Raw genomic sequence first — 20,415 nt, forward strand, 5'->3', positions numbered from 1 at the left:
GGAGCCGGTGGTGCTGGCGCCCGAGCCGGTGCACGACGACGTCACCTGGGTCTCCTCCTACGCCGTCAACCCGCTCGCGCGTCGTGGTGCGCGACGTCGTCGAGCAGGTGCCGGCGCCGGCTGCGTCGAGCAGGTCGGCGTCGACGACCAGGCCGGCCCCGACCAGGGCGGTCAGCGCGCGCACGCCCTCGGGCGTCGTGGGAGTCGGCGGGGTGCGGTCGCGCAGGGCGGCGAGGAGCCGGCGTACGTCGGGGTGGTCGGGGAGCACGACCCGCCGTGGCTCGTCGAGACCGACCTGGAGGCGGCCGGCCTCACGGGTCGCGACGACCAGGCCGGGCCGCAGCGTCGGCCGCCGGGGAGGGACCGGCGCGCCCGACGTCCGGGGGCGGGCGGCCGGGGGAGAGGAGAAGTCGGGGTGCACGCGACGTTCCTACCCCGCCTGCGTGCGGCCCGTTGGTGGCCCTCCACAGGCTCCGCGCGGGCGGGTCGGCCGCTATGTTCGGGGCCATGACCGACCTCACCTCGGACCAGCCCACGACCTACGAGCACCTGCGCGTGGAGCGCCCGCGCGAGGGCGTCGCCCTGCTGGTGCTCGACAACCCCGAGCAGCGCAACGCCATGACCGAGGAGATGACGGCCTCGTGGGTGCGCGCGGTCGACGACCTGGCCGGCGACGCGTCGCTGCGCGCGGTGGTCGTCACGGGGGAGGGCTCGGCCTTCACCTCCGGCGGGGTCACCAGCTGGCTGGCCAGCGAGCCGGAGGCCGGCGTCGACCGCCACCGCACCCGGATGATGGCCTTCTACCGCGCCTGGCTCTCGATCCGGCGCCTCGAGGTGCCCACCTTCGCCGCGGTCAACGGCCCGGCCATCGGTGCCGGGCTCTGCCTGGCCCTGGCCTGCGACGTGCGGTGGGCCGCGCGCGGGGCGCGGATGGGCGTGCCCTTCCTCAAGCTCGGGCTGCACCCGGGCATGGCCGGCACCTGGCTGCTGCCCGACGTCGTCGGTCCGGCCGCGGCTCGCGACCTCTTCCTCACCGGGCGCCTGGTCGAGGGCGACGAGGCGCTGCGACTCGGCCTGGTCTCGCGGGTGGTGGAGCAGGAGACGTTCCTGGAGGAGGTGCTGGACGCCGCGGCCGGCGTGGCGGCCTCCGCCCCGGTGGCCGCGCGGCTGACCACCCTGGCCCTGCGCGGCGGCCACGCCGACCTCGAGCACGCCCTGCAGTGGGAGGCGCTGGCCCAGCCGGTCACCATGGCCACCGAGGACCTCCAGGAGGGCATCCGCGCCGTCCAGGAGAAGCGGCGCCCGCACTTCCAGGGTCGCTGAGCATGGCCGAGGACGGGGCCTACACGGACGGCCCGGTCGCGGCACTGCGCCGCATCGCCTTCCTGCTCGAGCGGGGCCGGGAGGACACCTACAAGGTCAAGGCCTACCGCGGGGCCGTGGCCACGCTGCTCACGATGGACGACGACGAGGTCGCCCGGGCCGTCGACGAGGGCACCCTCACCGACCTGCCCGGCATCGGCTCCAGCACCGCCGCGGTGGTCTCCGACGCCGTGCGCGGGATCCGGCCGGAGCGGCTGGCGCGGCTGGAGGCCGAGCACGCGGGTCCGCTGGCGACGGGCGGGCAGGAGCTGCGCGCGCTGCTGCGCGGTGACCTGCACTCGCACTCCGACTGGTCCGACGGCGGCTCGCCGATCGAGGAGATGGCCTTCACCGCCATCGAGCTGGGCCACGAGTACCAGGTGCTGACCGACCACTCGCCACGGCTGAAGGTGGCCCGCGGCCTCAGCGCCGAGCGGCTGGCCCGCCAGCTCGACGTGGTCGACGCGGTCAACGACCACCTCGGGGGACCCGCCGGCGGCTTCACGCTGCTCAAGGGCATCGAGGTCGACATCCTCGACGACGGCTCGCTCGACCAGACCGACGCGATGCTGGCGCGGCTCGACGTACGCGTGGCCAGCGTGCACTCCAAGCTGGCCATGGACGGCGACGCGATGACCCGCCGCATGGTGGCGGCGGTCGGTCAGCGCTGGACCAACGTGCTCGGCCACTGCACCGGCCGGCTGGTGACCGGCGGGCGGGGGACCCGCAAGGAGTCGCAGTTCGACGCCCGGGCGGTCTTCGAGGCCTGCGCCGAGCACGACGTCGCGGTCGAGATCAACTCCCGCCCGGAGCGCCGCGACCCGCCGACCCGGCTGCTGGAGCTGGCCCGCGACATCGGCTGCCTCTTCTCCATCGACAGCGACGCCCACGCCCCGGGCCAGCTCGACTTCCTCGACCACGGCGCCGAGCGCGCCGAGGCCGCCGGGATCGACCCCGAGCGGATCGTGACGACCTGGCCCCGGGAGCGCCTCCTCGCCTGGGCGGGCGCCAAGGCTTAACTTGTCGTCCATGTCACCGCCGCCGACGAGCGACCCCGCGGGCTCGCGGGCGCGCCCCGACGTGGAGGTACGCCGCTCGACGCGGCGCCGGCGCACGGTCTCGGCCTACCGCGACGGCGACCGGATCGTCGTGCTCGTGCCCGACACCCTCTCGCCCAGCGAGGAGGCCGAGTGGGTGGAGACCATGCTGGCCCGCCTCGAGCGCGCCGAGCGCCGCCGCCTGCCCAGCGACGAGGAGCTGCGGACCCGGGCGGTGTCGCTCAACGACCGCTACCTCGGCGGCATGGCCGTGCCCGACACGGTGCGGTGGGTGGAGAACCAGAGCTCGCGCTGGGGGTCCTGCACGCCGGGGGACCGCTCGATCCGGCTCTCGGCGCGGCTGCAGGGGATGCCGGCCTGGGTCATCGACTACGTGCTGGTCCACGAGCTGGCCCACCTGCTGGAGCCCGGCCACGACGCCCGCTTCTGGGCGTGGGTCGACCGCTACCCCCAGGCCGAGCGGGCCAAGGGCTACCTGCTGGGCTGGTCGGCGGCGGCGCGGGTCGAGCCGCCCGCCGACGGCAGCGCCGACGGCGTCGACTGACCCGCCCGGTGCAGGGCGCGGGCCACGAGGGCCGCGATGTCGGGGTCGGGTCGCCCGTCGGGGCCCGACGGCAGCGCGTCGACCGGCCACCAGCGCAGGTCGAGCGACTCCTCGCTGACCGCGACCTGCGCGCCGGGGGCGGCCACGGCGACGAAGCGCACGTCGAGGTGGTGCACGAGCACCCCGTCGCGCGGGCCGCAGAACGGCACGGGGTGCTCGCTCAGCTCCACCGGCACCGGGTCGAGGACCAGGTCGCGCAGCCCCGACTCCTCGGTGGCCTCGCGCCGCGCGGCGCCGGCCAGCGTGGCGTCACCGGGCTCGCAGTGGCCGCCGAGCTGGAACCACTCCCGCGCCTTGGCGTGCAGCGTGAGCAGCACGTGGGCGCGGTCGTGGTCGAGCACGAGCGTGCTGGCCGTGAGGTGGTCGGGCCGGCAGCCGCGCTCCAGACCGTCGTGATGGGCGCGCAGGTGGGCGACGTAGCGCACCCGCAGCGCCTCCTGGGCGGCGTCGGGCGCCGCCCAGGCCTCGAGGGCCGCGAGCGCGTCGGCGTGCAGGCTCACGCCGGGGTCGGGCCCTCACCGGGCTGGTCACCGGGCTGGCCACCGGGCTGGTCACCGTCCGGCAGGTCGCCGTCGAGGAGCTTGGCCAGCTCGGCGTCGAAGTCCGACTCGCTGATCTCGGCCGGGGCGGCGGCGTCCTCGCGGAAGCCCAGCGGGTCGTCGAGGTCGGCGGCGCTGGGCAGCAGGTCGGGGTGCATCCACACCCCGTCGCGGGCCTCGGTGCCCTGACGCGTGCGCAGCGAGCCCCACAGGGTCGAGGCGTCGCGCAGCCGGCGCGGGCGCAGCTCGAGGCCGACCAGCGAGGCGAAGGTGTCCTCGGCCGGGCCGCCGGCCGCGCGGCGGCGGCGTACGGCCTCCTGCATCTTGGCCGCGGCGGGCATGCGCTCGGCGGTGGCCTGCCCGACGACCTCGTCGACCCAGCCCTCGACGAGGGCCAGCGTCGTCTCCAGGCGCAGCAGCGCGGCCTCCTGGGCGGGGGACTTGGGCATGTCGAAGAGCCCGCCCTCGAGCAGGCGCTGCATCGACTCGGGGTCGGTGGGGTCGACGCCGCGCATCTGCTCCTCGATGCGGCTCTGGATCGCCTCGGCGTTGATCTCGATGCCGCGGGCGTAGGCGGTGACGGCGCCGAGCAGGTGCTCGCGCAGCCACGGCACGTGGGCGAAGAGCCGCTGGTGGGCGGCCTCGCGCAGCGCGAGGTAGAGCAGGACGTCGTCGGTGCTGACGTCGAGGCCGGCGGCGAAGGCCTCCACGTTGGCCGGCACGAGGGCGGCGCGCCCGGCGGCGCCCAGGGGTAGGCCGACGTCGGAGGCGGTGAGCACCTCGGAGGCCAGCGCGCCCAGGCCGGAGCCGACCTGGCTGGCGAGCATGACGCCCACGGCCTTGCCGATGATGCCGAGGAGGGGGCCGGAGGCCGCGCGGGCCTCCTCGGGCAGGGCGGAGCCCAACGAGTCGACGGTCTGCTTGGCGACCGGCTCGACCAGCACCTTCCACACCTCGACGGTGCCGACCAGCCACTCCGCGCGGCTCCAGGCGGCGGTCGAGGTGACGCCGGAGGGGAAGGCGGTGGTGTCGTCGAGCCAGTGGTCGGCTAGGCGCACGGCGTCGGCCACGGCGTCCTTCTGGCGCTGCGTGGGTGAGGGGTCGGGCTGCTGCGCGACGGCCTTGCGGGCGGTGTCGAGGGCGACGTCCCAGTTCAGCGGGCCGTCGTAGGGCTGCATCATGGCCTGGATCTGGCCGAAGAGCTGGTTGAGGTCGGGCATGCCGCCGGGGCCGCCCATGCCGGGGAACCCGGGGAAGCCGCCGGCCCCGCCCGCTCCGCCACCGCTCGCGCCGCCACCGCTCGCTCCGGAGCCGCCGGTGCCGAAGCCGAACCCGAAGCCGCCGGGCGTGGCGCCGCCGCCCCCGCCCATCCCGCCGAGCTGGTTGAAGAACTGCTCGAACGGCGTGCCCTTGAACGGGTTCTGACCGCTGTCGTCAGGGCCGTTCCCGGAGTCGTTCGGGGTGTCGCCGGAGTCGTTGCTCATGGCCCCACGGTACGCCGTGAGCCCCAACCCGCCGGCGGTGAGTGGGACAGTGAGTAGGGTCGCGCCCATGGCTCATCCCGCCGTCCGCCTGGCCGCCCTGCGCGAGGACCCGCTCGACGTCACCGAGGTGCTCGACGCCCTCGACGACCCGACCTCGGGGGGCCTGACCCTCTTCGTGGGCCGCGTGCGCGACCACGACCACGGCGCGGGTGTCGTGGGACTCGACTACAGCGCCCACCCCACCGCCCTGGCGCGGCTCGAGGCGGTCTGCGAGCAGGTCGCCGCCGACCACGACGTCCAGGCCGTGGCGGCGGTGCACCGCACCGGGTCGCTGGCCATCGGCGACATCGCCGTCGTCGTGGCCACGGTCGCCGCCCACCGCGGTGACGCCTTCACGGCCTCGCGGGCGCTGATCGACACGCTGAAGGCGGAGGTGCCGATCTGGAAGCACCAGCGCTTCGTCGACGGCACCGACGAGTGGGTCGGCACCCCCTGAGCGGTGCCCGGGCGACCACTGCCCGAGCCGGCGCCCGGCGTTTCGGCGCCGCCGCGGCCCGCGGGCGACCTACCCTGCACAGGTGGAGATCCTGCTCTGGCTGGCGCCTGCCGCCGTCGTCGCCGTCCTGGCCATGGCCTGGGTCGGCTGGGTGGGTCGCGAGCCGCGTGAGCAGGTCGACCGCGAGGCCGCCCTCGAGCGCATGGCCGGCGCGCTGGCCCGGCCCGACCGCGCCGGCTACGCCGCCCCCGCCCCCGAGCGCGACCGGAGCACCGGCATCGCCGTGCGCCCCTCGCGCGCGCCCCGCGGGCCCGCGGCCTCGCAGCGCCCCGGCGAGTCGCGCCGGGCGTCCTGACCCGAGCGCCCGACCGACCGGGCGGTCCGCCCTGGCTCGCGGCACGCGAGCCGGTGGACGGGACGGTTGGTGACCAATGAGACAGTTGGCGCCATGACCCAGCGCTCCATCGCCGCGCTCATCGCCGCGCCGCTGGTCCTCGCGCTGTTCCTCGTGACCTCGCTGGTGCGGCTGCCCTTCGGCACCTACGCCCCCGGCACCACCGTCGACGTGCTCGCCCAGCCCGAGGGCAACGAGACGATCCAGGTGCGCGGCGCCAAGACCTACCGCGACACCGGCCAGCTGCGCATGACCACCGTCTCGGTCTCGGCCGCGGCACCTCCCGGCCAGACCGGCGGGTCGAGCCTCTTCACGCTGCTGCGGGCCTGGGCCGACCCCGAGGACGCCGTCTACCCCTACGACTTCATCCACCCCGACGACGAGAGCGCCGAGGAGGACCAGCAGCAGGGCGCCATCTCGATGGTGACCTCCCAGGACGTCGCCACCGCCGTGGCCCTGGAGAAGCTCGGCTACGACGTCGAGCGCGCCGTGAAGGTCTACTTCGTCGACGAGGGCACCCCCGCCGAGGGCGTGCTCGAGCCGCTCGACATCATCCGCAGCGTCGGCGGGGAGCCGGTGCGCACCCCGCGTCAGCTCGTCGCGGCCGTCTCCGGCGCCGAGGCCGGCGAGCCGCTCTCCGTCGTCATCGAGCGCGACGGTCGGCGCCGCGAGGTGAGCATCACCCCGGAGGAGGTCGAGGGCCAGCCCCGCATCGGCGTCGTGCCCGGCGAGGGCTACCGCTTCCCCTTCGAGGTCTCGGTGGCCATCGACCCCAAGATCGGTGGCCCCAGCGCCGGCCTGGTCTTCAGCCTGGGCATCTACGACACCCTCACCGAGGGCTCCCTGACCGGAGGGGAGGTCATCGCCGGCACCGGCACCGTCGCCCTCGACGGCTCGGTGGGCCCCATCGGCGGGATCCAGCAGAAGATCGCCGGCGCCGCCGACGACGGCGCCACCCTGTTCCTCGTGCCCCCGGACAACTGCGAGGAGGCCCTCGGCGCCGACGTCGACGGCATCCGGCTGCTGCGCGCCGACACCTTCGACTCCACCCTCGCGGCGATCCAGGACTGGGTCGAGGACCCCGACGCCGCCCTTCCCAGCTGTGAGGACGTGCCCGATGACGCCTGAGGACCCCCTTCCCGGCGACGACCTTCCCGGTGGCGACCTTCCCGGCGACGACCTGCTCGACGACCTGAGCGACCTCGACGTCGACCCCGCGCTGGCCGCGGCCGTGCTGGAGATCGAGCAGCACGTCGCCACCAGCGGCTGGGACCAGCCGGCGCACCTCTTCGCCCTCGTCGACACCGGCCAGCTGGTCGAGCACGAGCCGGCGCTCGCCGCGGTCATGGGCCTCGACGCCTCCACCGAGCAGGGCTCGCTGACCGCGATCGAGCAGGACCAGCTGCGCCCCGACCAGCTGCTCGAGCAGGTGCTCGGGACCATCGTGTGGCCCGCCGACGTGGCCGGCTGCGCCGCGGTCGTCGAGCGCTTCGTGCTGCCGCCGGGCGCCGACGCCGACGTGCCGTCCGACCCCGACGCGGCGGCCGAGTTCGCCCGGACCCACCCGGAGCGCCAGGAGCTGCGGATCGCCGCGGGGGTGACCCGGCACGGGTCGGCGTACTGCGCGATGCGCTTCCGCAGCCACGACGACGACTCCAAGGTGGTCGGGGGAGCCGACCTCGTGCCCGCCCTCGTCGAGCTGCTGGCCGCCACGCTCCTCGAGGACCCCGGCGAACCGGGCGCCGACCCGGCCCCGGGCTCCGTCCCGGACGCGACCCACGACAGCAGCAGCGACACGAGTACCGACATGAGCAACGACCGCAGTGACGAGAGGGACCCACGGTGAGTGAGACGTACGACGAGGAGCAGCAGGGCTCCCCGCCGCCCAGGCCACGGAGTCGATCGCGCGCGCTGGTGATCACCGGCGCGGTGCTGGTGGTCGCGTTCTTCGCGCTGACCGCCTTCGCCAGCTTCTACACCGAGCGACTGTGGTTCGGCTCGGTCGGCTACACCTCGGTGTTCACCACCGTGCTGTGGACCCGCGTCGGCATGTTCGCGGTCTTCGGGCTGCTCATGGCGCTCGTGGTCTGCGTCAACGTGGTGATCGCCTTCCGCACCCGCCCGCTCTTCGTGAGCATGCCCGACCAGAACGGCCTCGACCGCTACCGCGAGGCCGTCAACCCGATCCGGCGCTGGCTCGTGCTGGCCGTCGGCGCGGTGCTGCTGGTCTTCGCCGGCACCTCGGGCGCGGGGCAGTGGCGCACCTTCATGCTGTGGCGCAACGGCGGCGAGTTCGGCTACGACGACGAGCACTTCGGCCGCGACGCCGGCTTCTTCGTCTTCGACCTGCCGTGGCTGCACTACCTCGTCGACTTCGCGATGGCGACCTTCGTGGTCGCCCTGCTCGCCGCGGCACTGACGCACTACCTCTACGGCGGCATCCGGCTGCAGGTGCCCAGCGAGCGCCTCACCGGCGCGGCCCAGGCCCAGCTCTCGGTGCTGCTCGGGCTCTTCGTGCTGGCGAAGGCGGGCGACTACTACCTCGACCGCTTCGACCTGGCCACCGACGCCGGCGGGCTGATCACCGGCATCACCTACACCGACGCCAACGCCGTGCTGCCGGCCAAGAACATCCTCATCGGCATCTCGGTGATCTGCGCGGTGCTGTTCTTCCTCAACGTGTGGCGCCGCACCTGGACGCTGCCGTCGGTGGGCATCGCGCTGCTCGCGCTGTCGGCGGTGCTGCTGGGCATCATCTGGCCCGGCATCGTCCAGCAGTTCCAGGTCAACCCCTCCGAGGCCGACCGCGAGGAGGAGTACATCCAGGCCAACATCGACGCCACGCGCACGGCGTACGACCTGGAGGACGTGCAGACCACCGAGTACCAGAGCACCGCCACCGCCGACGCGGGCAACTTCTCGCAGGTCGACGGTCAGGTCACCTCGGTGCCGCTCATCGACCCGCGGCTGGTGCGCGACACCTTCGAGCAGACCCAGCAGGGTCGCGCCTACTACTCGGTGGCGCCCGTGCTCGACGTCGACCGCTACGAGATCGACGGCGTCGACCGCGCGCTCGTGCTCGGCGTGCGCGAGCTCGACCAGTCCGGCATCCCGGCCGGCGACCGCAACTGGTCGAACCTCCACACCACCTACACCCACGGCAACGGCCTGATCGCCGCCTTCGCCAACCAGCGCACCGCCACCAACGCACCGGTCGCGGCCAGCGAGGACAACGACGGCGGCATCGTGTGGGCCGAGGGCAACCAGGCCGGCCAGGACACGCTGTCCAACCTCGGCGACGAGGGCTACGAGAGCCGGATCTACTTCGGCGAGCAGAGCCCCGACTACTCGGTGGTCGGCAAGGCCGACGCCGACGACGCCGACGTCGAGCTGGGCCTGGCCAACGACAGCGAGACCGACCAGCGCACCACCTACGACGGCGACGGCGGCGTCGACATCGGCAACACCTTCGACCAGCTGATGTTCGCGGTGAAGTACGGCGAGCCGAACTTCCTGCTCTCGGGCCGGGTCAACGAGAACTCCAAGGTGCTCTACGACCGCAACCCCAGCGAGCGGGTCCAGAAGGTCGCCCCCTGGCTGACCATCGACAGCGACGCCTACCCGGCGCTGATCGACGGTCGGGTGCAGTGGATCGTCGACGGCTACACGACCACCGACCGGTTCCCCGGTGCGGAGAAGGAGTCGTTCGCCACGATGATCGACGACTCCCTCCAGGACAATGTGGGCCTGCAGCCGATCCCCACCGATGAGATCAACTACATGCGCAACGCGGTCAAGGCCACCGTCGACGCCTACGACGGCACCGTGACGCTCTACGAGTGGGACACCGAGGACCCGATCCTGCGGGCCTGGGAGGGCGCCTTCCCGGGCACCGTCCAGCCCTACGACTCGATCTCCGAGGAGCTCATGGAGCACCTGCGCTACCCCGAGGACCTGTTCAAGGTCCAGCGCTACCAGTTCGCCCGCTACCACGTCACCGAGGCCAACGACTGGTACCAGGGCAACGACCGCTGGGAGGTGCCGGAGGACCCCAACTCGGCCTCGACCAGCCTGCAGCCGCCCTACCGGCTCTTCGCCAACCAGGACGGCAGCACCACCAGCGAGGGGGAGTGGTCGCTGACCTCGGTCTTCGTGCCCTTCGAGCGCAACAACCTCGCCTCCTTCATGTCGGTGGACTCCGACGCGACGTCGGACACCTACGGCCAGCTCAGCGTGCTGGAGCTGCAGGACCAGACGACGCCCGGACCCGGGCTCATCGCCAACGAGTTCGCCCAGGACGAGGGCGTGCGCGACGCGCTGCTGCCCTACTCCCAGGGCACCTCCGACCCGATCTTCGGCAACCTGCTCACGCTGCCGGTGGAGGACGGCCTGATCTACATCGAGCCGGTCTACGCCGTGCGCTCGGCGTCGAGCTCGGGCTACCCGATCTTGCAGTTCGTGCTGGTCTCCTACGGCGACGAGGTCGGCGTCGGACGCAGCCTCACCGACGCGCTCCAGGTCGCCCTCGGCGTCGACGACACCGAGCTGCCCGACCCGGTCGACCCCGGCGGCAACGGGGGCAACGGGGGCAACGGCGGCGGCAACGGCGGCGGGGAGGACCTCACCGTCGACCAGCAGATCGCCCAACTGCTCGACCAGGCCCAGGAGGCCTTCGACGCCGCCGACGCTGCGCTGGCCGAGCAGGACCTCGCGGAGTACCAGGCGCAGAACCAGGAAGCCCAGGACCTCATCAGCCAGGCCATCACCCTGGCCGAGTCGCGCCCCGGCGGCGTGGGCGGGTCCGACGGCTCCGACAGCTCCGACGGGGGCGACACCGCGAGCGACGAGCCCTCGGCCGACGCCTCGGCGAGCCCGTCGGAGAGCGCCTCGCCGACCTCCTGACGGCAGCACCAGCAGCACCCGATCGGGGCCCGGACGACGTCGTCCGGGCCCCGATTTGTGCCTCCCGGGCGACGTCTGTAATGTTCTGTTCACCGGCGCGGGGTGGAGCAGCTCGGTAGCTCGCTGGGCTCATAACCCAGAGGTCGCAGGTTCAAATCCTGCCCCCGCTACAAGAGACAAGGCCTGACCTGCGGAAACGCAGGTCAGGCCTTGTCGCCGTTTTGGGCGGTTCCCCAACTTATTCCCCAACTCAACGGCGCGAGGTGTCGCCTCGGGCGTCGGGAGCACCATCACGTCAGGTGGGCGGGTGGGCTGCGTCTTCCGGCCCAAGTAGCCAGCCGTGAGGTTGGTGTCGGCGTGGCCCAACTGATTGGCAATCTCGGCAGGCTGCGCCCCGGCTACGTTGAGCCACGACGCGACAGAGCGGCGGAACGTGTGGGTTCCTGCCCACTGCCTTCCTGCCACTGCGAACATGCGGCGCAGTGCCTTGGAGACGTCGTTGCGGTCGCGTGACTGTCCTGCCTTGGTCGCGACGTAGGTCACGCCGAACAGCAGACCCCTGGGGCCCTGCGCGTCAACACGAAGGCGCAGCCGCTCCGTGAGGTCGGTGGAGATCGACTGCAGGCGGTCAGCCTGCGCGGTCTTGGTGCCTCGGCACGGACGGTTTAGCGTCGAGGTCAACATCGGCCATGACACGCAGTGCAGTGCCTCGGAGACGCGGCAGCCGGTACCAAACAGGAACGCAGCCAGGTCGCCCACGTCAGGCTTGGCGCCTTCTGCAAGGACCTGCACCCGCGCCGCTTCCTCAGCAGAGAACGTGCCCCGCGTCTCGAGGTGTCGCTTTCCGCGCAGTCAGAGTCGCAGTCATCGTTGGTGCAATTGTGGTCGCCTGCGCTATCCGGCTTCACGCGTTCCTTGTAACGCTCCAAAACAAAGAGGGTCAGTGAAACCCGATGGGAGGCGAGTGTCGCTCCTCAAAGGTCGACATAACCCGGATTGATCAGGGCGGCCGGCGCAAGGTCGGCTGCGAGGCCGGGCCCAGGCGTTCGGCCGGTCCAGACACCTGACTGTGGTCCGGCCGAGAGCACGTCCTGCAGGCATAGGTGCGTCCGATCCACAGTCGCCCTCTGCGAGTACGGCTCAGTCGGCGTCTCTACGAAGCCGCTGAATCCGAGGCTTGAAATGGCATAGGAGTTAAAGCGCCCGGTCTCCCACAGGTTGTTCACGGTCTCCTCGGCGGCCTCGGTTGATTCCGCGACTGCCACTAGGCGAGCCGGTCGGGAGGGCATCTCGTCCTGCAGGAGCTGAAGAAAGTGTCGCTCTCGGGCACGCCAACCGACCGCAATCACTGCGGTCACCTTGGCAAGGTCCGCGACCATCTCGACCCGATGCCACTCCGGCATGGTGAACTCGGACTTGCTGCGCACCGGGATCGAGAGAGCGGGAAGCCATGCGGTCGTGGCGTCGTCTGGGTCCTGGTACCGGTCGTCCGTCACATACGCCCATCGGTCGCCCCATTTCAGGGCCGGGGCAAGTTCGATCGCGTGGTTTAGTCCGCCGACTCCATCTAGCCAGCTCCCTGGAGACATGTCCCATTGGGACTCTCGCCTCCAAGTCACCGAGCCGTGTGGCTTGTAGACGTGGATGCGCTGATGCGTCGCGTACTTGTCCATGTCGTTCAGGTGTAGCCCGAAGACGCTGCGGACCGCTTGCTCGAGCATTGAGTCGTAGTTGAAGGTGACGCATCCAATGGGGGTCCCGAGCGCACCGCCGCGGACCTCGACGTTCCAGCGGTCCGCTTGCGCTAGGGCGAGAACATAATTGGTCAACCCTTGACATTCCTCGACCCACTCGGCTGGAACCTCGTCCATCAGCCGCGCTAGATATGCGCGGAACGCGAGGAGTTGAGTCGCGGTCTCGGGGTAGGTGTCCTCGGCCAACTTGATTTGCTCAAGAACCTCCTCAACGTCGAGGCCCTGAGCGGTGGCCTGCCGCAACTGCATGATCAAGGAAGCCGCACGCGGAAAAGCCGCCACCACCTCCTTGCCACGGCGACTGGACGGGTCTAAGAGACCAGCCGCAAGTGGCGGGCGGTGTTCAGTGTCAATGGGGTGCAGGTCAGGGTCACCCAGGCGGCGTGCGGGGTCGCTATCGAACGACGCACCAGCGCCGAAGACAAACATGAGCATGAGCAAGTTCTAGCGGAATCCGCCCACAGGCCGCGCCATGTCGAGGCCGACTGCGTGGCTATCGGGACCGGCGACGCCTCCGGGCACGTCGTTCCGCAGAGGTCGCAGGTTCAAATCCTGCCCCCGCTACAACGCCAAGAGGCCCTCACAGTCTGACTGTGAGGGCCTCTTGCATGTGCGCAGCCACTGAAGGGACATCAGGGTCGGACGGACATCCAGCCCCGCTCCCGCGAGATCGACTCCACTCAGGCCTGAGTCACCGGTGCTGCGGTGTACTCGGCGTCGGTGACGGGCTGAAGCCAGTGGACGACGTCGTGCTGGACGTCGCCCTCGTTGAGGGCTAGGTGCACCATGAGCCGGTTCGGGGCGGCGCCGTGCCAGTGCTCCTCGTCGGCCTCGAAGAGGACACGATCGCCGGGTCGGATGATCTCGACCGGTCCGCCGCGGCGCTGGCACAGGCCGACGCCCTCGGTGACGAAGACGGTCTGGCTCAGCGGGTGGCGGTGCCAGTGGGTGCGCGCCCCGGGCATGAAGTGGACCAGGTTCGCGGTGACGCGTGACGGGGACGGTGCGGCGGCGACGGGGTCGATGTAGACGTCGCCGGTGAACCAGTCAGCCGGGCCTCGGGCGGTGTCGATCGAGCTGCGGGTGATCTGCATCAGGTTCCTTCAACGTGTTCGTGGAGCGGTGGTCGAGAGGGGTCTGCGGGTGCTGCCCAGGAAGCGAGCAGACGGAGACGCTGGGCCGAGGGGGAGTCGGGTTCGGCCGTGTAGACCATGAGCACCAGCCCAGGCTCAGCGGTGATGGCGAGCTCCTCGTAGGCGAGGGTCAGCTCGCCGACGACCGGGTGCTGGAAGCGCTTGGTGCCGGCACCGTGGGAGCGGACGTTGTGGTCGGCCCACAGGTGACGGAAGGTCTCGCTCTGGGTGGCGATCTCTCCGACGAGGTCCTGCAGTCCCCGGTCGTGGGGGTCTCGGCCCGCCTCGGCGCGCATGATCCCCACACACATCTGGGCGAACAGCTCCCAGTCGGGGTAGAAGTCGCGGGAGGCGGGGTCGAGGAACTGGAAACGGGCGAGGTTGGGAATCCGCCCGCCGTCGCCGATGACGAGCGAGTAGAACGCACGACCGAGCGCGTTCGTGGCGAGCAGGTTCTGGTGGGGGTCGCGCACGAACGCGACGCCGTCGGTGATCGCCTCCAGCGCCCACTGCAGGCTCAGTCGCGAGGCGGCCTTGCCCGGCGTACGACGGCGTGCGCGTCCCGAGGTCGGGATGCCGTCGGCGGCGCGCGCCAGGTCCAGCAGGTGGGCGCGTTCGGTCTCATCGAGCTGCAGGGCGCGAGCCAGGGCGTCGAGGACGCCGGTGGAGGCGCCGGTGATCTGCCCGCGCTCGAGCCGGGCGTAGTACTCGACGCTCAGACCCGCCAGGGCGGCGACCTCGCTGCGGCGCAGTCCGGGCACGCGCCGAGTGCCGGTGATCGGGAGGCCGACCTGGTCAGGGGTGATCCGAGCGCGGCGTGTGGTGAGGAACTCACGCACCTCCTGGCGCACGTCATGGGGCTGATCCACGCTGCCGAGCCTAAGCCGCTCCCGGCGCGGATGAGAGCCACGAGGGATGCCCTGTCAGTACACCTCTCGACAGTGACTTCCAGCGGATCGGGACAGCAGGTTCACTCGACGTCGTGGCGCAGCGTCGGTGCCACCACGTGAACCGAAGCAACGAACCGAAGCAACGAAGAGGAGTGCGCCGCGATGCGTCAAGTAGTCATGCACGGTCCCGGGGACGTCCGGGTCGAGAACCGCGAGGACCCGAAGATCACCGAGCCCACGGATGCGATCCTCCGCCTGACGGCGACCTGCATCTGCGGCAGCGACCTGTGGCCCTACCGGGGAGCTGAGCCCGTCGACCACCAGGTGATGGGCCACGAGTACGTCGGGGTCGTCGAGGAGATCGGGGCTGACGTCCGCACCATCAAGGTCGGTGACTTCGTCGTCGGTTCCTTCTGGGCATCCGACAACACCTGTGAGATCTGCCTGGCGGGTTACCAGGCGTACTGCACGCACCGCGTCATGATGGGCACACTCGGCACGCAGTCCGAGCTGGCCCGCATCCCCCTCGCCGACGGCACCCTGGTCGCGACTCCGGGGATGCCGGAGCCGGACCTCATCCCGTCCCTGATGGCAGCCTCCGACGTGCTCGGGACCGGCTGGTTCGCCGCCGTCGCGGCTGAGGCGGGACCGGGCAAGACCGTGGCGGTCGTCGGTGACGGCGCGGTGGGGTTGCTCGCGATCCTGGCGGCCCACGAGCTCGGTGCCGAGCGGATCATCGCGTTCAGCCGCCACGCCGACCGTCAGGCACTGGCGCGCGAGTTCGGTGCCACCGACATCGTCGAGGAGCGCGGCGAGGCCGGTGTCGCCAGGCTCAAGGAGCTCACGGACGGACTCGGCGCACACTCGGTCATCGAGGCGGTCGGCACCCAGGAGGCCATGATGCAGGCGATCCACTCCACCCGCCCCGGCGGGCACGTCGGGTTCGTCGGGGTCTCCCACGACATCGCCGTCCCCGGCGACGAGCTCTTCATGGCCGGGGTGCACCTCCACGGGGGTCCCGCCCCGGTGCGGCGCTTCCTGCCGGAGCTCATCCAGCTGATCTGGGACCGCACGATCGACCCCGGCAAGGTCTTCGACCTCACCCTCCCGCTCGAGAGGGCCGCCGAGGGGTACCGGGCCATGGACCAGCGCACGGCGACCAAGGTCCTGCTCACGCTGTGATCGCGATCCCGATGTCGAGAACACTGGGGGCGGTGGTGCTCTCCACCGCCATCGCAGTGACCGGCGAGGGTTGCGGCCGTCCCGAGCCCGGCGACGACACGCGCCCGCAAACTGCGCCTGCCAGCAACAGCCCAACGACGTCCCTGAACACGGAGAGCACCGCCTCGGCCAAGGAAGAGGAGAGCAGGATGAGGATCCAGATCACCATCGGCGGGCAGCGCTTCCAGTCCACCCTCGCCGAGAGCTCGACCGCCCGGGACCTGGTCGCTCAGCTGCCCGTGACCATCGACATGATGGACCACGACAACGTGGAGAAGACCGGGCCGCTCCCGTCGCCGCTCTCCCTGGCCGGTCAGCCCGAGGGCGCGGACCCCGACGTGGGTGACCTGGGCTACTACGCCCCTGGCAACGACCTCGTCCTCTACTACGGCGATCAGTCCTACTATCCGGGCATCGTGGTCCTCGGCAGGCTGGACGGCGACGCCGCTCAGCGGATCTCCGAGCTGGACGGCCCGGTCACGGCGATCGTCGAGGTACAGGGTGACTGAGATGGACCTTCAGGACTTCCTCGACCACGTGAACCGCGAGGCGCTGATCGAAGGGGGCTCAGCAGAACACCTCTTCATGCACGGCGCAGCCCAAGACGCCCTGCGGATCACCGCCGACCTCAACACCGGCTACCGCACACCCGCGGAGGTGCGACACCTGCTGGCAGAGCTCACCGGCAAGGACATCGACGAGTCGGTCGCCCTCTTCCCGCCGTTCTACAGCGAGTTCGGCAGGAACCTGACCCTCGGCAGGGATGTCTTCATCAACATCGGCTGCCGTTTCCAGGACACCGGCGGCATCACCATCGGCGACGGCACACTCATCGGCCACGGCAGCACGCTGACCACCCTGAACCACAGCGTCGATCCCGCGCGGCGGGCAGACATGCTCCCAGCGCCGATCGTGATCGGTCGCCAGGTCTGGCTCGGTGCCTCCGTGACAGTCGTCCCTGGTGTCACGATCGGAGACGGTGCGATCGTGGCTGCCGGCGCAGTGGTCACCACGGACGTAGCGGCCCACACGATCGTCGGCGGCGTCCCGGCGAAGCTCATCAGAGGGACTGGTGACGACGCCGCCCCAGGCTGAGCCAGGGTCTCGACCGTACGGGCGTAGGCATGTCCGCGCCACGTGCTTCGATCCAGCGATGAGTACCGGGTGGCAGGGCCCTGGCAGGTGCCTTGCGCAGCGGGGGAGTGGCGACGGTCACCGGGACGAGCGCAGGCGTGCGCAGTCCCCCCGCTACAACGCCAAGTGGCCCTCACGGCTCGCTGTGAGGGCCTCTTGCTGTCTGCGGACGTCCCGTCCCGGGGCGTGCGACCATGACGTGGTGGAGATCCGCCCTACAGCGCTCGGGATCGTCGGGTCGGCCCTGCTGCTCGCGGGGTGCGGCACGTCGACGGGTGCGACGTACGCGCCGCCCTTCGAGCTGCCGGTGGGGTCGAGCACCTGGGACGCCACGGCGCCCTCGTGGCTCCACGACGGCACGCTGCACGTGGGGGAGAGCAGCGTGCGGCTCGGGCGGCGGGTCGACCAGTACGTGCTGGGCGCGACGGGGGCCTACTGGATGCGCGGGTCGACGCTGATGTTCACCAGCGCGGAGGGCGCGACCCAGCGCGTCGAGGACGTCGGCTGGGGCAACCTCGCGGTGTCGGCGGACCGCTCGGTCCTCGCCACCGTCGACCAGTCGCGCGGGCCCACCGACGACTACGGCACCCACGTGCTCCAGGTCGCCGCCTTCGACACCCGCACCGGCGAGCAGCTCTACCGCACACCCGACGAGGAGCCCGACGACGGCGACGACCTGGCCGACCTCTACGGCGAGATCATGCCGCTGCTGCGCGGGGTCAGCGACGAGCGGCTCTTCTACGACGACGCGACCATCGACCTCGCCGACGGCTCCAGCACGGAGGCCGGCGAGGCCCCGCTGGGGGTCCCCGCCTTCGAGGGTCTCGACGAGACCGTCTTCGCCGACGGCTACCACGTGGGCGTGCGGGGCGCGGGCCGCACCCGGGTGCCGGGACGGGCCATGGAGTTCGGCACCGGACGGCTCTCACCGGACCGCAGCACGCTCCTCGACGTCGGCGTGTGGCCCACGCCCGCGGTCGCCTACGACGCCGACACCGGGGAGCGCCGCGACGTCGACGCCCCCTGGCGGCACTTCTCGCTGGTGGCCTTCAGCGACGAGGACACCTTCTTCGGTGTCGCGCAGCAGATCCGCCAGCGCCACGCCGTGGACCCGCTGCGCGCCCAGCAGGTGGTCTCCTGCGAGGTGTCGACCCTGCGGTGCACGCCGGTGAGCCCGGTCGTGCGCACCGGCGACGCCGAGCCGGGCCGCTGGCCGACCTTCCTCACCGAGGGCGACAGCGTCGGGGGGATGTGACCGGGGCCGGCACTGGCCCCTTGGGGTGGGCGGACGGCACGGCCCCGGGTGGTTGGGTGGAGGCATGCGCATCTTCTTCACCGGCGGCAGCGGCAAGGCCGGACACCACGTGGCCCCCTACCTCGCGGCCCAGGGCCACCAGGTCACCAACGCCGACCTCACCCCGCTCGGGCACCCCGACGTCACCGACCTGCGGGTCGACCTCACCGACGCGGGGGAGACCTACTCCGCGATGGCCGGCGTGCCGACGCAGGCCGACTTCAACGACCCCGACCTCGACCTGACCCGCGGCTCGGCCTACGACGCGGTCGTGCACTACGCGGCGATCCCGGCGCCGATGATCCGCGCCGACGCGGCGACGTACGAGATCAACGTGCTCAGCACCTACCACGTGCTCGAGGCCGCGACCCGGCTCGGCATCCGCAAGGTCGTCTTCGCCTCCTCGGAGACGACGTACGGGATCTGCTTCGCCCAGGGCGAGCGCAAGCCGCTCTACGTGCCCGTCGACGAGGAGCACCCGGTCGTGCCCGAGGACTCCTACGCGATGTCGAAGGTCTCCGGCGAGGTCACCGCGCGCTCCTTCCACGCCCGCAGCGGCGCCGACATCTACGGCCTGCGGATCAACAACGTCATCGAGCCCCACGAGTACGCCGAGATGTTCCCGGCCTTCCTCGAGGACCCCGCGCTGCGCCGGCGCAACGTCTTCGCCTACATCGACACCCGCGACCTGGGTCAGATGACCCAGCGCTGCCTGGAGACCGACGGGCTCGGCTTCGAGGTCTTCAACGTCGCCAACGCCGACATGTCGGTCGCCGCGACCACCGACGAGGTGATCGAGCGCTTTTACGGCGGCGTCGAGGTGCGCAAGGAGATGGGCCGCGACGAGACCTTCTACTCCATCGACAAGGCCCGCCGGATGCTCGGCTACGAGCCGGAGCACTCCTGGCGCGACGTGCTCGACGACCCGCGCGCCTGAGGCCGGGCGGCCGCGCCGGCAGGGGCCACCTCGGCACCTGTCGGCCCGGACCCGCACCTGTCGGCCCACGCGTGGGCCGACAGGTGCGGGTTTCGCCGGTCGGCTGGCGAAACCCGCGGCCGCGCGGCCCCACCTGGATGCCGCAGGGGTCCGGCGGGTGGCCTAGATTGCGGCCCTGTGAGTGCTCAAGCCCCGTCCGCAGTCATCCTGGTCCGCGCCGCGAAGTTCCTGCCCAACCCGGCGACGGCGGCCGACAACGCCTTCCAGTCCGAGGCCCCCGAGGGCGAGCCCGACGAGGTGATCTCGGCCCGGGCGGTGGCCGAGATGGACGCGGTGGCCGACGCCCTGCGCGGGGCCGGGGTGCGGGTGCACGTCTTCGAGGACGACGACCACACCCGACCCGACAGCGTCTTCCCCAACAACTGGCTCTCCACCCACGCCGGCGGCGTGGTGGGGGTCTACCCGATGTACGCCTCCAACCGTCGTCACGAGCGGCGCTCCGACGTGCTGGAGATGCTGAAGTCGAGCTACCGGGTGCAGACGATCATCGACTACTCCGGCCTCGAGCCCGACGGCATCTTCCTCGAGGGCACCGGCGCGATGGTGCTCGACCACGTCTCCCGGGTGGCCTACACCGCGGTCAGCCACCGCGCCGACACCCACGTGCTCGAGCGCTTCTGCACCGACTTCGGCTACGAGCCGATGGCCTTCGACGCCGTGGACTCCGCGGGCGTGCCGGTCTACCACACCAACGTCATCGCCTGCATCGGCACCGACGTGGCCCTCATCGCGCTGGAGATGATCCCCGACGTCGCGCGCCGCGAGCAGGTGCGCGAGCGGCTCACGGTCAACGGCCGGCGCGTGGTGGAGCTGACCGAGGAGCAGGTCAGGGAGTTCGCCGGCAACGCCGTCGAGCTGTGCGGTCGCACCCCCGAGGGCCGGCGGCGCTACGTGATGGCCATGTCGGCGCGGGCGCGGCGCAGCCTGCGCCCCGAGCAGGTCGCGGCGATCGAGGAGTCCTGCGAGATCGTCGCGGTCGACATCCCGACCATCGAGCTGGCCGGCGGGTCGGTGCGCTGCATGATCGCCGGGGTCCACCTCGACCGCCGTCCGCCCGGGGTGGAGACCGAGCCGACCGCCGCGGTCGAGGCGATCGACGAGGACCCCCACACCGCCGACGGCCGCGACGTGGCCGGTGACGCCTGAGCGGGCC

21 protein-coding genes and 1 tRNA gene are annotated in these 20,415 nt (G+C 71.7%); 15 read left to right on the forward strand and 7 right to left on the reverse strand.

Features of this window, described 5'->3' with window-relative positions; translation table 11 throughout:
* Positions 1–421, reverse strand: a 421-nt coding sequence (locus LPA27_RS11580; RefSeq protein ID WP_228942519.1) for a hypothetical protein, incomplete at its 3' end; no start/stop codon positions are given.
* 86 nt (positions 422–507) lie between these two features.
* Between LPA27_RS11580 and LPA27_RS11585 the strand changes: the two genes are divergently transcribed.
* The 3 genes from LPA27_RS11585 to LPA27_RS11595 are packed head-to-tail and all read left to right on the forward strand — an operon-like array spanning position 508 to position 2,964.
* Complete coding sequence (locus LPA27_RS11585) at positions 508–1,323, forward strand: enoyl-CoA hydratase/isomerase family protein (RefSeq protein WP_228942520.1); 816 nt, start codon at positions 508–510, stop codon at positions 1,321–1,323.
* 2 nt (positions 1,324–1,325) lie between these two features.
* Entirely contained in the window at positions 1,326–2,381 is a 1,056-nt protein-coding gene (locus LPA27_RS11590) for a PHP domain-containing protein (protein ID WP_056864015.1), read from the forward strand.
* A 10-nt stretch (positions 2,382–2,391) separates the two neighbouring features.
* Positions 2,392–2,964, forward strand: a complete 573-nt coding sequence (locus tag LPA27_RS11595) for a M48 family metallopeptidase (protein WP_056864016.1) — start codon at positions 2,392–2,394, stop codon at positions 2,962–2,964.
* Here the strand turns inward: LPA27_RS11595 and LPA27_RS11600 are convergent.
* Entirely contained in the window at positions 2,892–3,524 is a 633-nt protein-coding gene (locus LPA27_RS11600; RefSeq protein WP_082500209.1) for an NUDIX hydrolase, read from the reverse strand. The genes LPA27_RS11595 and LPA27_RS11600 overlap by 73 nt on opposite strands.
* Positions 3,521–5,047 (reverse strand): zinc-dependent metalloprotease, encoded by a 1,527-nt coding sequence (locus tag LPA27_RS11605; protein WP_228942521.1) that lies wholly within the window; start codon positions 5,045–5,047, stop codon positions 3,521–3,523. The genes LPA27_RS11600 and LPA27_RS11605 overlap by 4 nt, the downstream gene beginning before the upstream one ends.
* Before the next feature lie 67 nt (positions 5,048–5,114).
* Here LPA27_RS11605 and LPA27_RS11610 point away from each other — a divergent pair, with 67 nt between their 5' ends.
* The 6 genes from LPA27_RS11610 to LPA27_RS11635 all read left to right on the forward strand — a co-directional run bounded on the left by LPA27_RS11610 (position 5,115) and on the right by LPA27_RS11635 (position 11,009).
* Positions 5,115–5,543, forward strand: coding sequence for a molybdenum cofactor biosynthesis protein MoaE (locus tag LPA27_RS11610; protein ID WP_056864017.1), 429 nt, complete (start codon positions 5,115–5,117; stop codon positions 5,541–5,543).
* An 82-nt stretch (positions 5,544–5,625) separates the two neighbouring features.
* Positions 5,626–5,898 (forward strand): hypothetical protein, encoded by a 273-nt coding sequence (locus LPA27_RS11615; RefSeq protein WP_056864018.1) that lies wholly within the window; start codon positions 5,626–5,628, stop codon positions 5,896–5,898.
* A gap of 93 nt (positions 5,899–5,991) precedes the next feature.
* Positions 5,992–7,065 carry a PDZ domain-containing protein gene (locus tag LPA27_RS11620; RefSeq protein ID WP_228942522.1) on the forward strand — a complete coding sequence of 358 codons (1,074 nt, stop codon included), beginning with the start codon at positions 5,992–5,994 and terminating at the stop codon, positions 7,063–7,065.
* A complete protein-coding gene (locus LPA27_RS11625) occupies positions 7,055–7,783 on the forward strand; it encodes a PPA1309 family protein (RefSeq protein ID WP_228942523.1) in 729 nt (242 codons plus the stop codon). Before LPA27_RS11620 ends, LPA27_RS11625 begins: the two co-directional genes overlap by 11 nt.
* Positions 7,780–10,839, forward strand: a complete 3,060-nt coding sequence (locus LPA27_RS11630; protein WP_228942524.1) for a UPF0182 family protein — start codon at positions 7,780–7,782, stop codon at positions 10,837–10,839. Before LPA27_RS11625 ends, LPA27_RS11630 begins: the two co-directional genes overlap by 4 nt.
* A 96-nt stretch (positions 10,840–10,935) precedes the next feature.
* Positions 10,936–11,009: transfer RNA gene (locus LPA27_RS11635), tRNA-Met, on the forward strand.
* Here LPA27_RS11635 and LPA27_RS19400 read toward each other — a convergent pair.
* The 4 genes from LPA27_RS19400 to LPA27_RS11650 all read right to left on the reverse strand — a co-directional run bounded on the left by LPA27_RS19400 (position 10,969) and on the right by LPA27_RS11650 (position 14,595).
* Entirely contained in the window at positions 10,969–11,631 is a 663-nt protein-coding gene (locus LPA27_RS19400; RefSeq protein WP_416383243.1) for a tyrosine-type recombinase/integrase, read from the reverse strand. The two genes, LPA27_RS11635 and LPA27_RS19400, sit on opposite strands and share 41 nt — an antisense overlap.
* A 182-nt stretch (positions 11,632–11,813) precedes the next feature.
* Positions 11,814–13,028 (reverse strand): SIR2 family protein, encoded by a 1,215-nt coding sequence (locus LPA27_RS11640; protein WP_228942525.1) that lies wholly within the window; start codon positions 13,026–13,028, stop codon positions 11,814–11,816.
* 245 nt (positions 13,029–13,273) lie between these two features.
* On the reverse strand, positions 13,274–13,687 hold the full coding sequence (locus tag LPA27_RS11645) for a cupin domain-containing protein (protein ID WP_228942526.1): 414 nt from the start codon (positions 13,685–13,687) through the stop codon (positions 13,274–13,276).
* Positions 13,687–14,595, reverse strand: a complete 909-nt coding sequence (locus LPA27_RS11650) for a helix-turn-helix transcriptional regulator (RefSeq protein ID WP_228942527.1) — start codon at positions 14,593–14,595, stop codon at positions 13,687–13,689. Before LPA27_RS11650 ends, LPA27_RS11645 begins: the two co-directional genes overlap by 1 nt.
* Before the next feature lie 183 nt (positions 14,596–14,778).
* Here LPA27_RS11650 and LPA27_RS11655 point away from each other — a divergent pair, with 183 nt between their 5' ends.
* The 6 genes from LPA27_RS11655 (at position 14,779) to ctlX (ending at position 20,408) form a co-directional block, all read left to right on the forward strand.
* Positions 14,779–15,798, forward strand: coding sequence for a zinc-dependent alcohol dehydrogenase family protein (locus tag LPA27_RS11655; protein ID WP_082502803.1), 1,020 nt, complete (start codon positions 14,779–14,781; stop codon positions 15,796–15,798).
* 188 nt (positions 15,799–15,986) lie between these two features.
* Entirely contained in the window at positions 15,987–16,346 is a 360-nt protein-coding gene (locus LPA27_RS11660; RefSeq protein WP_228942528.1) for a cyclophilin-like fold protein, read from the forward strand.
* A gap of 1 nt (position 16,347) precedes the next feature.
* Positions 16,348–16,932 (forward strand): DapH/DapD/GlmU-related protein, encoded by a 585-nt coding sequence (locus tag LPA27_RS11665; protein WP_228942529.1) that lies wholly within the window; start codon positions 16,348–16,350, stop codon positions 16,930–16,932.
* A 241-nt stretch (positions 16,933–17,173) separates the two neighbouring features.
* Positions 17,174–18,226: a hypothetical protein gene (locus LPA27_RS11670; protein ID WP_228942530.1), complete on the forward strand. Its 1,053-nt coding sequence runs from the start codon at positions 17,174–17,176 to the stop codon at positions 18,224–18,226.
* A 64-nt stretch (positions 18,227–18,290) separates the two neighbouring features.
* Positions 18,291–19,202 carry an NAD-dependent epimerase/dehydratase family protein gene (locus LPA27_RS11675; protein ID WP_228942531.1) on the forward strand — a complete coding sequence of 304 codons (912 nt, stop codon included), beginning with the start codon at positions 18,291–18,293 and terminating at the stop codon, positions 19,200–19,202.
* 177 nt (positions 19,203–19,379) lie between these two features.
* On the forward strand, positions 19,380–20,408 hold the full coding sequence (ctlX, locus tag LPA27_RS11680) for a citrulline utilization hydrolase CtlX (RefSeq protein WP_056864033.1): 1,029 nt from the start codon (positions 19,380–19,382) through the stop codon (positions 20,406–20,408).
* Positions 20,409–20,415 lie beyond the last annotated feature (7 nt).

The sequence above is a fragment of the Nocardioides sp. Leaf374 genome, from assembly GCF_916862475.1.
GTDB lineage: Bacteria > Actinomycetota > Actinomycetes > Propionibacteriales > Nocardioidaceae > Nocardioides > Nocardioides kribbensis.

What these genes read in the sequence shown, in the direction of transcription:
- LPA27_RS11585 (WP_228942520.1), top strand. Translation starts at nt 508, where the DNA reads ATGACCGACCTCACCTCGGACCAGCCCACGACCTACGAGCACCTGCGC.
- LPA27_RS11590 (WP_056864015.1), top strand. Translation starts at nt 1,326, where the DNA reads ATGGCCGAGGACGGGGCCTACACGGACGGCCCGGTCGCGGCACTGCGC.
- LPA27_RS11595 (WP_056864016.1), top strand. Translation starts at nt 2,392, where the DNA reads ATGTCACCGCCGCCGACGAGCGACCCCGCGGGCTCGCGGGCGCGCCCC.
- LPA27_RS11605 (WP_228942521.1), bottom strand. Translation starts at nt 5,047, where the DNA reads ATGAGCAACGACTCCGGCGACACCCCGAACGACTCCGGGAACGGCCCT.
- LPA27_RS11610 (WP_056864017.1), top strand. Translation starts at nt 5,115, where the DNA reads ATGGCTCATCCCGCCGTCCGCCTGGCCGCCCTGCGCGAGGACCCGCTC.
- LPA27_RS11620 (WP_228942522.1), top strand. Translation starts at nt 5,992, where the DNA reads ATGACCCAGCGCTCCATCGCCGCGCTCATCGCCGCGCCGCTGGTCCTC.
- LPA27_RS11625 (WP_228942523.1), top strand. Translation starts at nt 7,055, where the DNA reads ATGACGCCTGAGGACCCCCTTCCCGGCGACGACCTTCCCGGTGGCGAC.
- LPA27_RS11640 (WP_228942525.1), bottom strand. Translation starts at nt 13,028, where the DNA reads ATGCTCATGTTTGTCTTCGGCGCTGGTGCGTCGTTCGATAGCGACCCC.
- LPA27_RS11645 (WP_228942526.1), bottom strand. Translation starts at nt 13,687, where the DNA reads ATGCAGATCACCCGCAGCTCGATCGACACCGCCCGAGGCCCGGCTGAC.
- LPA27_RS11655 (WP_082502803.1), top strand. Translation starts at nt 14,779, where the DNA reads ATGCGTCAAGTAGTCATGCACGGTCCCGGGGACGTCCGGGTCGAGAAC.
- LPA27_RS11660 (WP_228942528.1), top strand. Translation starts at nt 15,987, where the DNA reads ATGAGGATCCAGATCACCATCGGCGGGCAGCGCTTCCAGTCCACCCTC.
- LPA27_RS11665 (WP_228942529.1), top strand. Translation starts at nt 16,348, where the DNA reads ATGGACCTTCAGGACTTCCTCGACCACGTGAACCGCGAGGCGCTGATC.
- LPA27_RS11675 (WP_228942531.1), top strand. Translation starts at nt 18,291, where the DNA reads ATGCGCATCTTCTTCACCGGCGGCAGCGGCAAGGCCGGACACCACGTG.